This is a genomic window from Thermoleptolyngbya sp. PKUAC-SCTB121 (genome assembly GCF_016919485.1).
In the GTDB taxonomy this organism is placed as follows: Bacteria; Cyanobacteriota; Cyanobacteriia; order Elainellales; family Elainellaceae; genus Thermoleptolyngbya; species Thermoleptolyngbya sichuanensis.
This window is the reverse complement of the sequence record NZ_CP070366.1, coordinates 2006285-2023797: the sequence shown is the minus strand read 5'-3', so window position 1 is coordinate 2023797 and position 17513 is coordinate 2006285. Positions and strand designations below refer to the sequence as shown.

Annotated in this window: 12 protein-coding genes, 1 tRNA gene and 1 pseudogene; 5 read left to right on the top strand and 9 right to left on the bottom strand. The window is 52.5% G+C overall.

Annotated features, from left to right (window positions below; translation table 11 throughout):
• The first annotated feature begins 32 nt into the window (after nt 1-32).
• The gene (locus JTM80_RS08490; protein WP_205370981.1) at nt 33-671 is read left to right on the top strand and encodes an HAD-IIIA family hydrolase; all 639 of its coding nucleotides are present in this window, start codon (nt 33-35) and stop codon (nt 669-671) included.
• Nucleotides 672-750: 79 nt separating this feature from the next.
• Here the strand turns inward: JTM80_RS08490 and JTM80_RS08485 are convergent, their stop codons facing one another.
• Complete coding sequence (locus JTM80_RS08485; protein ID WP_205370980.1) at nt 751-1992, bottom strand: SH3 domain-containing protein; 1242 nt, start codon at nt 1990-1992, stop codon at nt 751-753.
• 967 nt (nt 1993-2959) lie between these two features.
• Here JTM80_RS08485 and JTM80_RS08480 point away from each other — a divergent pair.
• Nucleotides 2960-5740, top strand: a pseudogene (locus tag JTM80_RS08480) (GAF domain-containing protein); the annotation flags it as partial.
• Between the two features lie 202 nt (nt 5741-5942).
• On the opposite strand, the gene JTM80_RS08475 reads toward JTM80_RS08480, so the two are convergent.
• Nucleotides 5943-6431 (bottom strand): low molecular weight protein-tyrosine-phosphatase, encoded by a 489-nt coding sequence (locus tag JTM80_RS08475; protein WP_205370976.1) that lies wholly within the window; start codon nt 6429-6431, stop codon nt 5943-5945.
• Between the two features lie 106 nt (nt 6432-6537).
• On the opposite strand from JTM80_RS08475, the gene JTM80_RS08470 reads away from it, so the two are divergent.
• Nucleotides 6538-6610, top strand: a tRNA-Arg gene (locus JTM80_RS08470).
• A 124-nt stretch (nt 6611-6734) separates the two neighbouring features.
• Here the strand turns inward: JTM80_RS08470 and psbV2 are convergent.
• Nucleotides 6735-7193, bottom strand: coding sequence for a photosystem II cytochrome PsbV2 (gene psbV2 / locus JTM80_RS08465; protein ID WP_399367898.1), 459 nt, complete (start codon nt 7191-7193; stop codon nt 6735-6737).
• 588 nt (nt 7194-7781) lie between these two features.
• Between psbV2 and JTM80_RS08460 the strand changes: the two genes are divergently transcribed.
• Nucleotides 7782-8363, top strand: coding sequence for an SRPBCC family protein (locus JTM80_RS08460; protein ID WP_225906801.1), 582 nt, complete (start codon nt 7782-7784; stop codon nt 8361-8363).
• A gap of 391 nt (nt 8364-8754) precedes the next feature.
• A complete protein-coding gene (gene glgA, locus JTM80_RS08455) occupies nt 8755-10233 on the top strand; it encodes a glycogen synthase GlgA (protein WP_172358492.1) in 1479 nt (492 codons plus the stop codon).
• A 121-nt stretch (nt 10234-10354) separates the two neighbouring features.
• On the opposite strand, the gene JTM80_RS08450 is transcribed toward glgA, so the two are convergent.
• From JTM80_RS08450 to JTM80_RS08425, 6 genes are all read right to left on the bottom strand, one after another.
• Nucleotides 10355-11299 carry an endo-1,4-beta-xylanase gene (locus JTM80_RS08450; RefSeq protein WP_255548922.1) on the bottom strand — a complete coding sequence of 315 codons (945 nt, stop codon included), beginning with the start codon at nt 11297-11299 and terminating at the stop codon, nt 10355-10357.
• 239 nt (nt 11300-11538) lie between these two features.
• Nucleotides 11539-12324 carry a WecB/TagA/CpsF family glycosyltransferase gene (locus JTM80_RS08445; protein ID WP_172358494.1) on the bottom strand — a complete coding sequence of 262 codons (786 nt, stop codon included), beginning with the start codon at nt 12322-12324 and terminating at the stop codon, nt 11539-11541.
• 5 nt (nt 12325-12329) lie between these two features.
• Complete coding sequence (locus JTM80_RS08440; protein ID WP_172358495.1) at nt 12330-13418, bottom strand: glycosyltransferase family 4 protein; 1089 nt, start codon at nt 13416-13418, stop codon at nt 12330-12332.
• Between the two features lie 37 nt (nt 13419-13455).
• Entirely contained in the window at nt 13456-14751 is a 1296-nt protein-coding gene (locus tag JTM80_RS08435; RefSeq protein WP_172358496.1) for an O-antigen ligase, read from the bottom strand.
• Nucleotides 14752-14827: 76 nt separating this feature from the next.
• Nucleotides 14828-16276, bottom strand: coding sequence for an oligosaccharide flippase family protein (locus JTM80_RS08430; protein WP_172358497.1), 1449 nt, complete (start codon nt 16274-16276; stop codon nt 14828-14830).
• Between the two features lie 75 nt (nt 16277-16351).
• Entirely contained in the window at nt 16352-17464 is a 1113-nt protein-coding gene (locus JTM80_RS08425) for a glycosyltransferase family 4 protein (RefSeq protein WP_172358498.1), read from the bottom strand.
• Between the last annotated feature and the right edge of the window lie 49 nt (nt 17465-17513).

The following is a 17513-nucleotide window of genomic DNA, read 5'->3' as shown; positions in this document are numbered from 1 at the left end:
CATGGGAACCTTAGCAACGGGGAGCAAGCGCCATGAACTTGGATCAGAATCCACCGCAAAACCCACAGCGCGATCTGCAAAACGATCTGCAACATGGTCGCCCGGCCGTGTTCCTCGACCGCGACGGCGTGCTGAATATCGAAGCGGGCTACATTTACGAACTGGAAAACCTGAACCTGATTCCTGGCGTGGCGCAGGCAGTGCGGCGGCTGAACGATCACGGTTTGTTCTGCTGTCTAGTGTCCAACCAGTCGGGCCCGGCGCGGGGCTACTATCCCCGATCGCACGTTGATAACTTGCACGAACGCCTCTGTCGCCTACTACACGAAGAGGCGGGCGCATGGCTCGACGCAATTTACTATTGCCCTGACCTCAGCCCGCCCGAAGGCGGCACGGTTGCCGAATTTGCCCGCTGGACAACCTGGCGCAAGCCCAATACCGGAATGCTCGTCGCCGCCGCCTGGGAGCATCATCTGGACATTCGCCGCAGCTTCATGGTGGGCGACAAGGCGACGGACGTAGATCTGGCCCACAATGCCGGGTGCAAAGGCATCCTGGTGCAAACGGGCTATGGCGATCGCGTCCTGGCCGGAGCCTACCAGCACCAAACCCAGCCCGACTATGTGGCCGAAAACCTGGCCGCCGCCGTCGAGTGGATCTGCGCCGCCTAGCACTAACTTTGCGACTGGATGTTTGCGACTAGTTTTAGACTGGCAATCTAAAATCACCAATCTAAAATCCAAAATCGGACTATTCCATCACAATCCAATCGCCCGACACCCACTCGCCCCGCTCTAGCTGCACCCAGCCGCCGCTACGTCGCCCCATCAGCGCTACCCGGCTACCGTTAGGAATCGTTCCCACGACCTGCCCACCGGGGCTATTGCGGACATTCAGCGAGCTGCCGTTGGTGCGGACTCGCCCGAAGGAAATATCGCCGCCCACATTTCCAGAGGGATTATCAACCAGCCAATTATTAGATACCCAGGTGCCGTTGGTGCGCTCAACCCATTCGCCGCTGCGGCGACCTGTGAGTTCGACCCGACTGCCGTTGGCGATCGCCCCAATAATGGTGCCGCCGGGCGCATTGCGGACATTCAGCGGGCTGCCGTTGGTTGCAACAAACTTAGTACCCCGATCCCCGCCAATGGGTGGCTGTGGGGTAGGGGGCTGGGGCGTGGTTCCCGGATTGGTCGTAATCCAATTACTCGAAATCCAGGTGCCGTTGGTGCGCTCTGCCCATTCACCGCTGCGCCGACCCGTCAGATCCACCCGGCTACCGTTGGCGATTGATCCAACAACTGCGCCGCCGGGGGCATTTCGCACGTTCAGCGGGCTGCCATTAGTCCGCACAAAGGCGATGCTGCTGCCTGCGCCCACACCGGGGTTGGGGGTGGGGCTGGGCGGAGGAGTCGTGACGGGCGGCTGGCTGTAGGTAATGTAGCGGCCATCGACCCAGGTGCTGTTGGTGCGTTCCAAAAAGCCGTTGCTGGAACGACCCGTCAGTTCGACTCGCGTGCCGTTGGGCAGCGTGCCTACAATTGCCCCACCGGGGGCACTGCGGACATTCAGCGGCTCTCCCGAAGTATTCACAAAGCCCACTGCTCGGTCGGTGCCGCTGGGGGGCTGGGTCGGGCTGGTATTGCCCACCGCAACCCAGTCGGCGGAAACCCAGGTGCCGTTGGCCAGTTCTAGATAGTTGCCGCTGCGGCGACCCGTTAGCTCAACCCGTGCGCCGTTGGGCAAGCTGCTGACCACTGGTCCGCCTGGGGTGCTGCGGACGTTCAACGGGTTGCCATTGGTCTGCACAGTGCCCGTAGCGGCCATTGCAGACCCCGCCGTGCCGACAACCAGAGCCGCTGCCAAGATCTGCGCCGAGAGCCACGCTGCGCTGGTGGGCGAGGGCAATAGCTCGCTCAGGTCACGCAATTCGGGCGCTGGCTCGGTGCTTTCGTAGAGGAGGGCAGTGTGGAGATAGGCGAGGGATTCCATAGCGGTGTAACCTTTGTTTTACAGGATTTCTTACAGGTGCAGGACTGACACACTTGCGATGAGTTTTCTGGGCTTTAGATGATTTCTCGCAGGCGCAACCCGCAAGAAATCGTCCAACTGCGTAAGTCCTAAGGTGATTTGGGGCAGATAATCGGGGGGTGAATGATTGTGGGGATGAATAAACGAGAGGACGAAGGCACGAGAGGGGCGATCGCCAAGCTCTACAAGGGTTTACTCATAAGCGATACAGCTTATGGTACTACGATTTCGGAAAGGGCTTATTTGAGAGAAAATTCGCAGATTTTGCAAAATCTTCCTGGTTTAAGCAGCATGGATGGAACCGTGAAAGGTGAGTGGGGGGGATCGTTGCGGAGATTGCGAACTGCTGGGTTAAATCAACACCAAGCCTGACAATTAATCATGAAGATTTGCCAAACAAACGTGAGAAAACTTAACCCGCGAAGCCGGACTATTAGAGTTTGGTTCAGCAGGACGGATTTTTGACCGCAAAAGTGCCCAGAACGCACCAGAAATTGCCCAGGGTTTGAGTTTCAGCAAGGGTTGAATCCTATTGCTGTTCTGGGGTTTGTTCTCGTGATTTCTGGGGAGCGTCGGGTGCGCTGCGAATGATCAATTTGGGAAGTTCCAGTTTAGGAGACTCAAACAACTCACGAATTTTGAACGAACCGTGAGACTGTCCCAGATTGTGGGCATCTTAAAACCACTCGCTTGAGTTAATACACGAGTTGAATCAGGTGCAAAGCCATCTGTTTAGAGCCGTGAAGTAACCTAACTTTCCGAAGCAAAACATAAAAGGGCGATCGCCCATCTTGCCTCAGGGGTTCACAGCATAGATGTCTATCACAAAAGTCAATTGAGAGATTAGCTGCAAAAATGACTGAGCGCAGAGATCACGCCTACCGTGAGGCAGATTGAGGATGCGTCGTGTGAGACTGTTAAACCCCTCATGCCCTTGTGTTCGTTTTGGTTCGATGGATTAGGCAAATTCGGTGTCTTGATCAGCGGCAAGCCGCATTGCTTGTCAGGAAGCCCGCCCATGAGCCTAAAATCTCGGTCGAAAAAGACCCCGCCCCAATCCAACTCGGAGGAACCGCAGTCGGGAAATGCGCCCCTTTCCGAGCGCCCTGCTCCGGCATCTTCTTGTCAGTCGGCGGAGAATTCTGAACGGAACTGCGAGAATAGACACAGCACTGGGCCCGAATCTTTGTCAGGCGGTTCCCATTTGAGCAACAGTCATGCGCGATCGCACTCTTCTCCTGCGCCACCGATCGACGGTTCCGCTGCTTCATCGTCTGCAATCGCTCAATCCCTGCTCAAGTTTGACAGCCTGGAAATTAGCAGCCTGGAAGCTAGCAGCCTGAAAGCTAGCAGCCTGGCGGATTTCTCAGATGCGCTGCTGCCGTTCATTCAACCGCTGCTCACGCTGATTTCTGACCTGGTTTATGTCTATGACCGGGTGGCGCACCGCCTCATGCTGATCAACGACGATCAGATAGTGGCAGTGTTGGGGGATTGCCTAGAGGGACTACAGTCGCCTAGTATCGCCGCCCTCTCTGCACGGGTTCATTCAGAAGACTGGGCACGGGTGCAGACGTATCTGGCTCAGATGTTGGGCGAGTCGAGCGATGAGCATGAGGTGGAATTTCGTCTGCGGCAGAGCAACGGCGAGTGGCGCTGGCTGCGATCGCGCGATCGCCTGTTGTCTCACACGCCCGATGGACTGCCCTGGCAGCGGTTGGGCCTTTTGACTGATATTACCCACCAAAAGCAAACAGACTCTACCGCCCAGCCAACGTCCTTGGTCGAGCAGCAGATGGGGCTGGTTTCCAAACAAGCCACCCACTTTGCCCGGATGCTGAGTCAGTCTTTGGATTTGAAAGACATCCTGAATACGGCTGTAGACCAAGTTTTGCAAATGTTTCAGGCAGATCGAGTGCTGATCTACCGCCTGTTTGAAAATGGCACAGGCAGCATCATCGTGGATGCACTCGCCGAAGGGTGTCCCACGATTTCCGGGCATCCGCCGCCAGAGAGCATCTTCCCGATTGCCGATCGCTCGACTAGCAGCGCAGGCTGGGTCTACAGCCTCAGCAGCCTAGAAACGGAATCCCTTTCAGAGCATTCTCGCAGTGTTTTGCGACGGCTGGGCGTTCGCGCCATGCTGGTCGTGCCGATGATGCAGCAGGATAGGCTGTGGGGCTGGTTGGTGGTGCATCAGTGTTTGGGCGATCGCACCTGGCAGAAGTGGGAAATTGACCTGATTACCCAACTTGCGGGTCAGTTAGACCTGGCTATTGCCCAATCGGAACTCTATCAGCAGGTGCAGCGCCTGAATGTTGATCTGGAGCGGCAGATTCAGGCCCGCACGGCCGAACTGCGGCTAGCGTCGAACTTTGAAGCGACGCTCAAACGCATTACCGACAAGGTGCGCGACAGCCTCGACGAAGATCAGATTTTGCAAACGGCAGTGCAGGAATTGGCGATCGCCACCGAGATTAGCTGCTGCAATGCCGCCCTCTATGACCTGGAAGAGGGCACTTCCACCGTCCGCTATGAATACACCACCACCGTCTCGCCTTACCAAGGACGCACCGCCGATCTAGCGGCCTTCCCAGAGATCTACGGCCCATTGCTCAACGGGCAGAGTCTACAATTCTGTTCTCTGGTGCCCAACCCGGTGCGCGGGCGCGTGTCCATGCTGGCAACGCCCATTATGGACGACCAAGGCGTGCTGGGCGATTTGTGGATGATCAACCACGCCTTCTATGCCTTTGGCGAGCAGGACTTGCGCATGGCGCAGCAGGTGGCCAACCAGTGTGCGATCGCCCTCCGCCAGGCCCGGCTATTTCAAGCTGCCCAGGCCCAGGTACGAGAGCTGGAAAAACTCAACCAGCTCAAAGACGACTTCCTCAGCACCGTCTCCCACGAGCTGCGAACGCCCATGTCCAACATCAAAATGGCCATTCAAATGCTAGAGCTAATCCTCCGGCAGACGGGCATTTTAGACAGCACCACCGAGCCAGAGCCAAACCGGGTCAACCGATACTTCAAAATCCTGCGGGAAGAGTCTCAGCGCGAAATCAGCCTGATCAACGACCTGCTTGACCTGTCGCGGCTCGACGCGGGCGCAGATGCGCTACACCTCAGCAGCATTAATCTAGCAGGCTGGCTGATTCCGCTGCTGCGCCCGTTTGAGGAACGCACCCGCAATCACCAGCAATCCCTGCAAATTCGCCTAGACGCAGACAGTCTGCCACCTCTGATCACCGACTTGGCCAAGCTAGAGCGCGTGGTTACAGAACTGCTGACCAATGCCTGCAAATACACCCCTGCGGGCGGCGAAATCTGGGTCGAGGTGAAGCGGCTGGATGCCGGAGGGAAAGCGCAGGAGGAGGGGGAAGAACGAAGAGGGAAAAACGAAAAACGAAGAGGGAAGAACGAAGAGGGAAGAACGAAGAGGGAAGAACGAAAGAGGCGGCTGGAGGCTGGGGGGCAAGGGCAGGAGAACGGAGTTGGGTGGGAGGACAGGGAAGAGCCTCCTTTCCAAGGTCTTGTCATTCCAAAGCTCCAGATTCGCGTCACCAATACGGGCACTGAAATCCCGCTCGTTGAGCGCGATCGCATTTTTGAAAAGTTCTACCGCATTCCCAACAACGACCCCTGGAAATATGGCGGCACGGGGCTAGGGCTGGCGCTGGTGAAAAAGCTGGTGATGTGTCTGCAAGGCACGCTGGAGCTAGACTGTGCTGACGGACAGGTGCAATTCACCGTCACGCTGCCGCTTCAGCCAGAATAAGCACCCTGCGGAGTGCCTCCGTCGCATTCAACATCACATTCAACTCGCATTCTTCAACTTGCATCCAACCTTGCAGAAGGCGGGAGAGAGAGCGGGAGAGAAGGCAGGTGAGCGGAGAACGGCAACCTGGCCTCTATTGGGCGATCGCCCCACTCGCCTTCAACTCTGTCAGCAATCCGCCGCAGGCATCCATCAGCAGGTCAATCACGTAGTTAAATCCCTCTGTGCCGCCGTAGTAGGGGTCGGGCACTTCGCGATCGCCATAGGTTTGGCAATAGTCGCACATCAGCTTGACCTTGTGGCGATATTGCCCGCTGCGGTCGAGGCGCAGAATATTTTCGTAATTCTCTTTGTCCATTGCCAGGATCAGGTCAAATTCCTGAAAATCGTCGGGATGAAACTGGCGGGCGGTTCCCTCTAGCGTAATGCCCAGCTTCGCCTGAGCAGCGGCGTTCATGCGGCGATCGGGCGGGTTGCCAATGTGCCATGCACCCGTACCCGCCGAATCGCAAATAATCTGCCCGTCTAGCCCGTTTTGTCGGATCAGCAGGTTCATAATATTTTCCGCAGAGGGCGATCGACAGATGTTGCCAAGGCAAACAAACAGCAGCTTGTAGGGCATGTCTCCAGTTCCAGGTTTAAAGTGCTATACTCTCTGAGTGGTGATTGGCGATCGCTCTAAAGTTTACTACTCTAAGAGTCTGCTTAAGAGTTCGCTAGAAAGCCGAGGGCATGTAGCTCAGTGGATAGAGCATCAGATTCCGGTTCTGAGGGTCGGGGGTTCGAATCCCTCCATGCTCGTTTGGTACGCTCGTTTGATACACGTTAATGGCGCGTGGCAACAGGTTAGCCTCTAAGCTTTCGCCCATTTCCGTCAGGCAGTCAGCTCATCTGGTCGAACCCTAGAGCAACGTTTAGGAAGCGGCTAGAAGTCAGCCGTGCCCCAGCCAGGTGCTTTCTGAGCCGATCGCAGAATGAAGGCGGATAGGTTTTCGACCTGCGTCTGGTTCATCCAGTCCTCCGAAACGCGACGACACTCCAGCGCCTCTTCAGAGCCGTCGTAGGTTGTAGGGGCCCTCAGAAAGGCAACCAGGCGATTAATGGTATCGCGGGGCGGGGTTGCGCCCTTCAGCGCTGCAAGAGACAGCGGCACGGTCGGGTTGGGCAGGGTCGAACCGCCGACATGACAGTTTTTGCAGTTTTCTTCAAACAGGCGCTTGCCTGCGGTCAGGTCGATCGCCGAGAACGGTCGAGTCGTGTCTGCATCGAGCGGCAGTTCCACTGGCTCGGAGGCATCCAGAAACCGCGCCACATAGGGATCAACAGGCCCGGCGATCGCCCCTTGCGGCAGCAGCGCGATCCCCCCAATCCAGCATCCAACCACCACCCACCCGGCCACCCGCCACCGAGTTACGACGGGTCGGAGTATCTGTAACCAGAGTATCTCCAACCAATGGTTCCTCTGAAACCATTCCTGCGTGCCTTTCCGATCAGCCTGCTGCATTGCTATTTGTGGAACCGAGTGTCTCCTATCTAACTCTAGCGCTGATGGGTTGCTGATGGGTTGCTGGCGGGTTTCTGCTAGGGACGATATCCTGCTGATCTCCTGTTGAACTGGTCAATACTGGTCAATACGCCCCAATACGCCATTTTTTGCCCCAGGGCCGCCTTTAGAGTCCCGTTAGAGTCCTATTGGGCGGTTTGCGATCAGGCGGAATGCTCTCCCAGCTTTTTTGTAAACCAGGCTTAACAAACGAAACGAAAAGCAGACCTTTAGAATGGATCAGGACTACATAAAGCGATGGATAAACCCTGGTATAAAACTAAAAATGGCGGATAGAACCGGAGCCTCGTTGAATTCGTAGATTTTTAGAGGCTGGCTTAGCGCGAAGCAAGCCCCTAGATGAGGTCAAAATTTAGTCCGAAAATTGGTTTAGTTTGATCAACGACTCGGTGTTCGAGGAGACGAAAAATGTTGGATTTTTGGGGTCGGCATTCACGCCGTGGTGCGGAAGAATGGGTGCAGCCCCTCGTGGAAACCTATCAGGCCCTTAGCTCTGCTTCGGTGGATGCCCTCTGGCAGCGAGTCATTAACCTGGCTGACGTTTCCTGGCATCCGCTAATTGCCCGCACCAACGTTCCCAAAGGACTCATCCCCAAACCAGGACTGATTTATCAAGCGGTTTCGCGCCTGTTTCTGCCGATTCCGATTCGGATTTTTGTTGAGCGGGTGTCGCCCCGCGAGTTGCTGAGCGTCCGTATCCTAGCGCTGCCGGGGATAGAGGAGCGAGTCACCTATCGCGTTGAATCTACGCTCTGCGGTACGCGAGTGTCCTACTCTGTCACGCTCAAGGGCTGGCTGTCGCCGCTGATCTGGTCGTTTATTCGCCCCTATGCTGCTCGCGTGGCCACTGAGCTAGCCCATGCCGCTGAGCAAGATTTGGAACGGGCGGCCTGTCCCCGATCGTCTCGCCGCGCTTTGCCCAATATGAACGCCGATCTGTTCGGGCTGCTGCTGCTCGTCTGTAGTCTGTCTCCTTCGCTTCATTCCTGATGGGCGAGCGTGCGTCTGACGGCATCAGCCCTGCATTACACCTACACTACAATTACACCTACATTACGAAAGTCTTGGTCACAAGAGCGATCAAAGGGTTTCTGGCGGGACGCTGCTCAAAAAGAAGAGTCAGGCTGACGGTCGAGTCTGGCTTTGGGAAAATCTCTTGAGGGCGATCGCCCCAGACTACCCACGAGTCCCCCAAAATATGGTTTTATACTTTTGTGAAGCATCGCATGTGAAGCGTTAGCTAAGCTGCTCTCTCTTGATGTGTCTCTTCTGAAAGTGCCTTCAAAGTGCTTTTAGATGTTTCTCAGAGCGTTTCTGAGGGGCATCCAGCCCAGCGTCCAACGTAGCCATTAGCCAGTTTCCCTTCAGCAAGGAGCCGTCCATGTATATTGTGCAAGTTGCCTCTGAGTGTGCGCCAGTGATCAAAGCTGGGGGACTGGGCGATGTGGTCTACGGGCTGAGCCGCGAGCTAGAGATTCGCGGCAACACGGTCGAAATCATCCTGCCCATGTATGACTGCATGAGGTACGACCACATCTGGGGGCTGCACGAGGCCTATCGAGATTTGTCGGTGCCCTGGTACGGCGCAGCGATCAGGTGCGATGTGTTTTGCGGCTGGGTGCATGGTCGCCTCTGCTTCTTCATTCAGCCCAAATCCCAGGATAATTTTTTCAACCGGGGCATTTACTACGGTGCATCGGATGACAACATGCGCTTTGCCTTCTTTAGCAAGGCAGCGCTGGAATTTCTGCTTCGCACCAACAAGCGCCCCGACGTGATTCACTGTCACGACTGGCAGACTGGGCTAGTGCCCGTCATGCTGTATGAGATTTACAAATGGCACGGCATGGCTAATCAGCGCGTGCTGTTCACCATCCACAACTTTAAGCACCAGGGCATTGGCGGCGTAGATATTCTCTGGGCGACGGGGCTAAACAACGAGGAATATTACTTTCAGTACGATCGCCTGCAAGATAACTTCAATCCTTTCGTCCTCAACTTCATGAAGGGTGGCATCGTCTACGCCAATCATGTCAACACGGTTTCGCCTCACCATGCCTGGGAAGCCCACTATGGCAGCGAGGGCTATGGTTTGGGACACACGCTGCACACCCACAGCTACAAGTTCAGTGGCATCCTCAACGGTGTGGATTACGACATTTGGAACCCAGAAATTGACAAATACATTCCGGCAAAATATACTGCCGAAACGCTAGAGAACAAGGTTAAGAATAAAAAAGCACTGCGCGATCGCCTGGGTTTGCGCCATGACCCTGAAAAGCCCCTCATCTGCTACATTGGTCGGCTGGATGAGCAAAAGGGCGTGCATCTAGTTCACCATGCGATTTATCATGCGCTGCTGCGGGGTGTCCAGTTTGTGCTGCTGGGGTCGGCCACCGAGCGCGGTATCAACGACTGGTTCTGGCACGAAAAGAACTTCCTCTACAGCAATCCAGACGCTCACCTGGAGCTTGGCTTTAACGAAGAACTCTCTCACCTCATCTACGCAGGGGCAGACATGATCGTCGTTCCCAGCAACTTTGAACCCTGTGGGCTGACCCAGATGATTGGTCTGAAGTACGGCACGGTTCCCATTGTGCGCGGCGTAGGTGGCTTGGTGAACACCGTGTTTGACCGGGACTATGACGAAAACCACCCGCCCGAAAAGCGCAACGGCTACGTTTTTCAACATACCGATTTTCAGGCGCTAGAGTCGGCGATGGATCGGGCGATCGGGCTGTGGCGCTATTATCCTGAAGAGTTTGAGAAGCTCGTCCTGCAAGGCATGGCCTATGATTACTCGTGGAAAGATCCAGGCGCGGCCTACTTGGGTGTGTACGAATATATTCGTCACCGATAGCTATGTTCATCATCAATAGCTACGAAGTTTAGCTATGAAGGAAGTGTAGCTATGAAGTAACTATTATGCAGTAACTATGAAGTGCCTCGCCGCGAGATACCTCGCTAGTAGCGGGCAGGATCTAGCGAAGGGGAGCATTATCAAAGGCTTGGGCGATCGCCCACCATGCAGGCTTGCGCTCCAGGTTTTCGTCCAGCGGTAGAGGACGGACAGGTAGCCCGTCTTCGCGGGGCTTGAACTCCGACAGCCAGGTATAGCGATCGCTCAGCCCCCAAGTCAGCACTGCAATGACGGCTGGTTCATCCAGCACCACATCCAGATATTCTCGATAGGCATCCGCCACTAGGCGATCGCGCTGTTCAATATCAGCAGGCAAACCCTGATCGCTCACGTCTAGTTCTGTGATCAGGATTTTAAGGCCCATACTGGCAATATCCCGCAAAAATTGCCTTAGCTTTTCGGCGTTAAATCGAGTTTCACTCGCTCGTAAATGAGACTGAATACCAAATGCTTGAATCGGTGTCCCTTTTGCCTGTAGCCGTTCTAGCAAGCGCAAGGCAGCGTGACGTTTTGCCGCATGGCTAGACGTGTCATACTGTAGCCCATAATCGTTGTAGACCCGTAAAGCCTCTGGGTCGGCTTGGGCCGCAACACGAAATGACAGATCGATATATTCTTCGCCTAAGAACTCAAGCCACGGACTCTTGCGAAGCCCATCGGGGCGGCCGTCTGGAACTTCGATTGCCTCATTCACCACATCCCAAGAATGCACCTTTCCGGCATAGCGGCCGGCAACAGACTCGATATGATGAACCAGATGGCGCTCCGCATTGCGCGAATTCAACGTTTCTGAAAACCATCGAGGCAGAGACAAGTGCCATACCAATGTATGGCCACGCATTTGTAAGCTGTATTTTACTGCAAAATCAAATAGCCAGTCGGTTTTAGTAAAGTCAAACTCAGTTGGAGAAGGACGCAAAGCTCGCCACTTCAGACCATTTTCTGGAACAAGAATTCTGCAATTCTCAACATATCTCGCAGCAAACTGAGCATCCGAGGACAGCATGGCATAGTCTGAAGCTGCTCCGTAGAGAAACCCTTTCTGGGATGCAACCTGTGCCAGAGAGTTGAAGCCTGTTGTAGCCAAGGCGCTGGGCGATAGACTGTGAGAGCCAAAGCCCTGGCGACTCCTTTGCCGAATCGATGAACAGCTCGCAATCGCTGCCCCAAATCCGATTTGCAGCAATCGGCGACGGCCGAGCCGGGATTGTATTGCCATAATTCCCTAGTGCTGAAAGGTCAACGCTACCGTTTCAGAGCCTTGAAACGTTGCTGGATGCGCTGCTTGAAGATTCGGTAAAAGAACAGTGGGTTGCCCACAATGTATCGTCTCCACAACCGCCCCGGTTCCACCAGCAGCCTAGATAGCCATTCCAGCCCGCGATCAGTCATCCATTGAGGGCCTCGATAGACGGTTCCCGTATAGAAGTCCAGACAGGCTCCCAACGGTAAGAAAACTCGCGCATCGATGCGGTCAAAGTTATCTACAATCCATCTCTCTTGCAGCGGCATTCCGAAGCCCACATAAAACACGTCTGGCTGGAATCGGTTGATGTCTGCAATGACTGCATCATTTTCTGGGCCAGTCTTCGCAAAGTGCCCATGATGACCTGCAACTCGGAGGTTGGGGGCGATCGCCTTCATCTGAGCCATCGCCTTGTCCACTACCCCTGGCTTTCCTGCAAGAAGATACAGCGAAAGATTGTGCTGTTCACACAAAAGAACCAGGCTTTCGATATAGTCTGGACAAGTCATGCGGTGACTGCTCTTAACAGAATAGCCCAGCATCTTTGCGCCTAAAAGAACCCCAAATCCATCGCAAAAAACCAGCTCTGAACGATTAATAAAATCACGATACCAAGGCAGGTCATAGGCAAAATTCATACCACGAGTATTAACGTTGCCAATGACCGTCTTCCTATCTTGCTTTGCATATTCAACAATGGAGTTGAGAAGATCACAAACTGTAATCTTGTGAAACTTTGTGCCGAAGATGCGAATCTCCTCGAATAGAGTATTGCTAAGAACCATGATGATCACCGCTTTGTGGCAGTACGCTTTGTGGCAGTAGACGAATAAATATCGGTTAGCGCTTTCCAATAGCTATCTGCGCCAAATGGAAGCACACTCTCGCGAGCAGCATGTCCAAGGCTAGTTCGGAGGGCGTTATTCTCAATCAGCAACCGAATTGCATCCGCAATTTGATAGATATCTCCAGGTTCCACTAAAATTCCGTTCTCTTTATGCTTGATGAGTCCAGGAATACCCCCTACAGGGGTAGTAATGATTGCCAGTCCCCAGCTCATAGCCTCCAGCAAGGCCATAGGCAGACCCTCGTTATAGGAAGGGAGGATAAAAACGCTGGCTTCTCTGGAAAGGGCTTCGCGTTCTTGAGGGCTGACCCAATCTCTGACAGTGACAATGTGATCTAGCCCAAGTTCTGAAACAAGCTCACGTAGTTTTTCTGTTTCGCCATCACCAGCCATTACGAGCCGCAATCGAGTGCGATCGCGCTCAGAAAGATGAAGCAGCGATCGCACCAAATCAAACGCACCTTTCCGCTGGCCAATACGTCCAAAGAAGACGAATAGAACCTCTCCCTCCTGACCGTCAGTTCGCCGAGGAACTTGATTGGGAATTCTGACTGCGTTGGGCAGTACCGATACGTTCTGCTCCTTAAGATTCAGCGCTTCCACATAAAATTGCTGCCAACTTTCAGACAGCACAATGAAGCGATCGCACTGACGATAAACCCAACCTAGAGCGGCTCTTAAAAAGATGGGTAAATGATCATAAAACTCATGAAACTCCGAGCCATGAGTATGCATCACCACGGGCTTTCCAAATAACTTGGATACTAGTGTGGTGACGGACTGTCGAAAGGCACTACCTCTTTCAGAAACATGAATATGGATCAGGTCAATATTGCCAAAAAGTAGCCTACCTGATAAGTCAAAGAGAGCTTTGAAAAATGCTCGAAGCTTCTCTATTGAAGAACCGTCAACCAGCGTTGCAATATGCTCAATCTCTACGCCCGAATCATCAGCCTGCTCCAAGATCAACTGCTGGACTGAGACTATTCCTCCCTTCCTCGAAAGTCCTTCTCCCAGCATTAGAATCTTCATAATTATGCTCCCCCAATGATCCCACCAGAATACTTAGCTATTCAACAGAAGGTGTTAGCGCTCCCATATAAACCTCAACAGGTTCTTCAGTTTGTCGCGATCGCAACCTGTTGGGCTGTAGAGACATGTTAAGTGAGACAAAAAGAACCCAATTTAAGCTGTTATTGACCATCAACGATGATTCCGTAGAATTAATCAAGCATGTAAAGATAAGATAAATAACTGACCACAAGTACAGCGAGGGTTCCGCACCTCTAGATAGCTGAACGCCTCGTACAAACATTTGCAAGAAACAAACCAAGAAAATTGCGGCACCCACAAATCCAAGCTGAATCCAGAGATCAATGAATCCATTGTGGGCATTGGGAGCAAGCCATCCATAATCCTTCCAGACGGCTGCACCAGGACTATTCCAGTCCCCCCAAAATCCGCTATACCCATAGCCCAAGATCGGTTGTTGCAAACCCTGACGAATGACAATTGGCCAAATATCTGCTCGCCCAGTCAGGGTTAGATCCTTGCCCACAGAACCAACGACTAGTTCCAGCAAATCTACCAAGAAGAGGGAAGCTAAAGAACCGACCGCCGAAAGAGTGCAAATGACCGGAATCATGATTCGGTCTGGCCAAAGCGCGACCTTGATGACCATAAAAATCAGGATTAACGTAACAAAGTTAATCAGTGAGGAGCTAGAGGCAGACATGACAATCATGAGCGCTGAAACAGCAAGCCCCAGCATTGGCATCCACGAGTTTCTACCTTTTGTAGAAGATAGAGATAGAAAGATCAGAGAACTCAAAACCATCATTTGGCCGAAGGGATTTTTATGAATAAAAACTCCCCGCCATGCGCCCGCATGAATACCACTCATCCTGCCATATTGAGGAAGGGCTATCACAAAGGCAAGGTTCAGAAATAAAATGATGCCAAATGTAATTGCTAAAAGGTTGAGTTGCTCTTTCGGACTAAATCGCGTTCCAAAATAGACTCCAAATAGCGTGGTGCCAAGAAGCGCGATCGCCCTTGTCTGCGTAAGGCTTGGCTGAGCAGACCAGAGAACTGAACACACCACAAGCCCCAGGAGAATCAGGAGGAACGGACTCCTAAATAGCCGTTGAACAACATACTTCCATCGCCATAGTAAAAGCAGGAAGGAAATGCCATAGTTTACAAGAAGCAATTGTCGAATCAAGGCAAAATCGACATCCCTCAGAGAACCTGCATCCCCCTCGCTAAAGCCTCCCGACAGGAAAAGCGCAAGAATGCCGCCAGCATAAAGAGTTAGATAAGCGATAACAAATGCAAGCTCAAGGAATCGCCACAGCCCCTTCACAGCACTTACTCCTTCGTCAAGATTCGAGTCAGAATGTAAAACGATCAGTCTATAGACACATCCTGCGGGGGACTAGCTAGCCAGAACTGCGGTTGGCGACTTTAGACCAAACGTACCTTGGTCCTCCCAGTGCGTAGACACCAAGCAGTCCCACAATAATGAAATAGATCAGCGTAGAGACGGTTAGCACAATCATGAAGCCTGGATTGAGCCTTTGAAGACCTACGAAAATAGGAATCATCAGGGCGCAAATCAAGCCTGGATAATAGAACACTTCCAGAAAGTTGATTGAGAACAAACGACGAAGAGCAAACAGAAATTGTAAGAATGTCGAAACACTGACCAAGAGCGCAACCGAAACTGCGCCAGCGAGTTGGTATCTTGGCACCAGGAAAAATCCAAACAAGGCTTTGACAGCCATTGTTACAGAACCCTCGCGCATATTGATTCTTTCCAATCCGTTTGCCATCAAGACAAATCCAAACGGTCGGTTAAACGATGCCAAGACTCTTGAAAAGGAATACACAGTCAGGATGATAGCTGCATCTCGAAATCGCTCGTCACCGTAGACGAACTGTAGCAAATCTCCTCCAAAAAAGAAGAAGCCGACACAGGTTGGCAGCGCAATTGACAGGAGAATTCCAACCATACTTTGAGCAATCTTGCGCTGCTTATCTGTCCCCTCCTGAACAGACTTGACCATGCCTGGATAGGCCGCCTGCATCAGGCTATCTGTCATAATTAAAAAAGGCTGCATGAGCTGGATAATACCACCATACAGCCCGACGAGAAGCTCACTCCCTGCCACAGATAGAATCAAGAATTCGAGCTTGGCGTTAACAATTCCCAGACTATCAATTGCGAAGAAGCTGGCAGCAGACTTGAACTTTGCAACCATGAAACTTGGGTCAAGCCTCCAGTCCATCTGCATCTCTCGTGTCAACAGAACCCACTGAATCAGAAAAATCAGCGTTTCTGAAACTACAAACAGCAAAGCAATCGTGTTCACTCCATAGCCCTGCTGCATTGCCGCAATCATTGCCAAGATGCGAGAAACGTAAACAGGTACGTTTGCAGTAGCAATTAGATGCATTCTTTCTTGTGACTGAAAGAAGGCCTCAGTCATGTTGGAAAGAGAGAAGGGGATAACAGCGGCACCAATGATGTAACAGGTCAGTTTCGTTCCAGGCTCGTATGGAAGGATGGTGACAATTGCAAGCAGGCAAATATAGCCCAAGATGCTAATGATTAGCTGAAGAATCGTGCAGTTCAGCAAATAAAATGACTCATTTCTGGTGGACTCTGCTCCTTGAGCAATCATCCGGATCATCAGGTTTTTTAGTCCGTGAGATGCAATCCCGACAAAAATGTAGTAAAAGCTGAAGGCAAGCAGATATCTTCCTAGTTCATCAGCACCCAGAAATCGCGAAATGGATGCAGATAGCACAAAAGTCGCAACACTTTGCACAACTCGATTAACGAGCATTGAGGCTGAGTTGCTGAGTAGCTTACGTCGATGTTTCATGTCTATGCCGCTTACATCCAGTAGAAACCTTGAGCCTGATTCTGCGTTGAGAGTCCTTTAGGCGAACAACACTGTCTACACCAAGTTTGCAGGCTGCCTTGCAGGCTCGATGATGATGCTTTCATCAGGGCGATCGCCCCCTCCAAGTTCCCTCATGCGGGCAGCAATTGTGTTTGCATAGACTTCCAAAGAATGGCGCTCCATCACAATCTGATAGGCTCGCTCCGCTCGTTTCTTTGCTTCGTCGGGGTTGTTGAATAAATAGGATATTGCGTTCCGCAAACCTTCAGCGTCGCCCGGACGGACTGTGAGGATTGCATCTGGATCGAGATAAGAAGACAGTCCTTTTGTGGCAGTTGCAATGATGGGGCGCTTGCAGGCCATTGCCTCAATCAATGAGGTAGAGCCAGCATGATAATCGCTCTCAAACACGCTCATTACAAAAATATCTGCATCTCGATAAAGCTGAACCAACTCTCCCATCTCGTAATAGCGAAATTCCATGTTGGCAGGAACCACATCTGGGAAAGACTTCTTCAAGCGCTTTGCAAACCGAGACGCATCACACACCTTGACATCTAAATCCATATCCTGAGTTGCTGCCGCAACCAGGCGATAATCTCGATTTTCTAGACCTGCACTGGCGATAATAGGACGTTTCTTATCTGGAGAAGGGAGTCCCGGCGTGAAGAAGTTTGTATCCACGAACTGTGGCAGATACAGCACTCTAGATTTCGGGAGATTGAGATCCCTGCAAACCAGATCCTGCTGGAACTTAGAACCGACTACAAACAGATCTGTAGATTTAGCAATCCTCAGCCATCTAGCTGTGAGCCGGTTCCGTGGGCGATCAAAGTTCTGAAACAGCGAAACAACCTTAGGGCGATCCTTCTTGCCAACACAGTAAGCAGAGAAGGGTATGGATGAATCTTCGGCACTGCAGAAGACAACATCATCAGAAGTGAGCTGTTTAACAAGCTGTCTGGCCAAAGCCCAGTTTTCTGGCCGCCCTGCGAATAGCTTCGATCGCACTTTATCTGCACTGCTTGCTTCTACATTAGGCATGTCTATACAGGCACCCAGTTCTTCCTGAAGCAGCGCAATGTAGTTTCGCGGACGCTTGCCGAGCTTTATCTCTTCATTGGTCTGTGCCCAGCGCGTCCCACTAAGTACGATATGGTATTGCATTGCTTCAACCACTCCTGATGTAAATTCTATAAACACGGGCGATAAATAA

Coding starts and splice junctions, on each gene's coding strand:
- JTM80_RS08490 (WP_205370981.1), top strand. CDS start 33: ATGAACTTGGATCAGAATCCACCGCAAAACCCACAGCGCGATCTGCAA.
- JTM80_RS08485 (WP_205370980.1), bottom strand. CDS start 1,992: ATGGAATCCCTCGCCTATCTCCACACTGCCCTCCTCTACGAAAGCACC.
- JTM80_RS08475 (WP_205370976.1), bottom strand. CDS start 6,431: ATGCCCTACAAGCTGCTGTTTGTTTGCCTTGGCAACATCTGTCGATCG.
- JTM80_RS08460 (WP_225906801.1), top strand. CDS start 7,782: ATGTTGGATTTTTGGGGTCGGCATTCACGCCGTGGTGCGGAAGAATGG.
- glgA (WP_172358492.1), top strand. CDS start 8,755: ATGTATATTGTGCAAGTTGCCTCTGAGTGTGCGCCAGTGATCAAAGCT.
- JTM80_RS08450 (WP_255548922.1), bottom strand. CDS start 11,299: ATGCTGTCCTCGGATGCTCAGTTTGCTGCGAGATATGTTGAGAATTGC.
- JTM80_RS08445 (WP_172358494.1), bottom strand. CDS start 12,324: ATGGTTCTTAGCAATACTCTATTCGAGGAGATTCGCATCTTCGGCACA.
- JTM80_RS08440 (WP_172358495.1), bottom strand. CDS start 13,418: ATGAAGATTCTAATGCTGGGAGAAGGACTTTCGAGGAAGGGAGGAATA.
- JTM80_RS08430 (WP_172358497.1), bottom strand. CDS start 16,276: ATGAAACATCGACGTAAGCTACTCAGCAACTCAGCCTCAATGCTCGTT.
- JTM80_RS08425 (WP_172358498.1), bottom strand. CDS start 17,464: ATGCAATACCATATCGTACTTAGTGGGACGCGCTGGGCACAGACCAAT.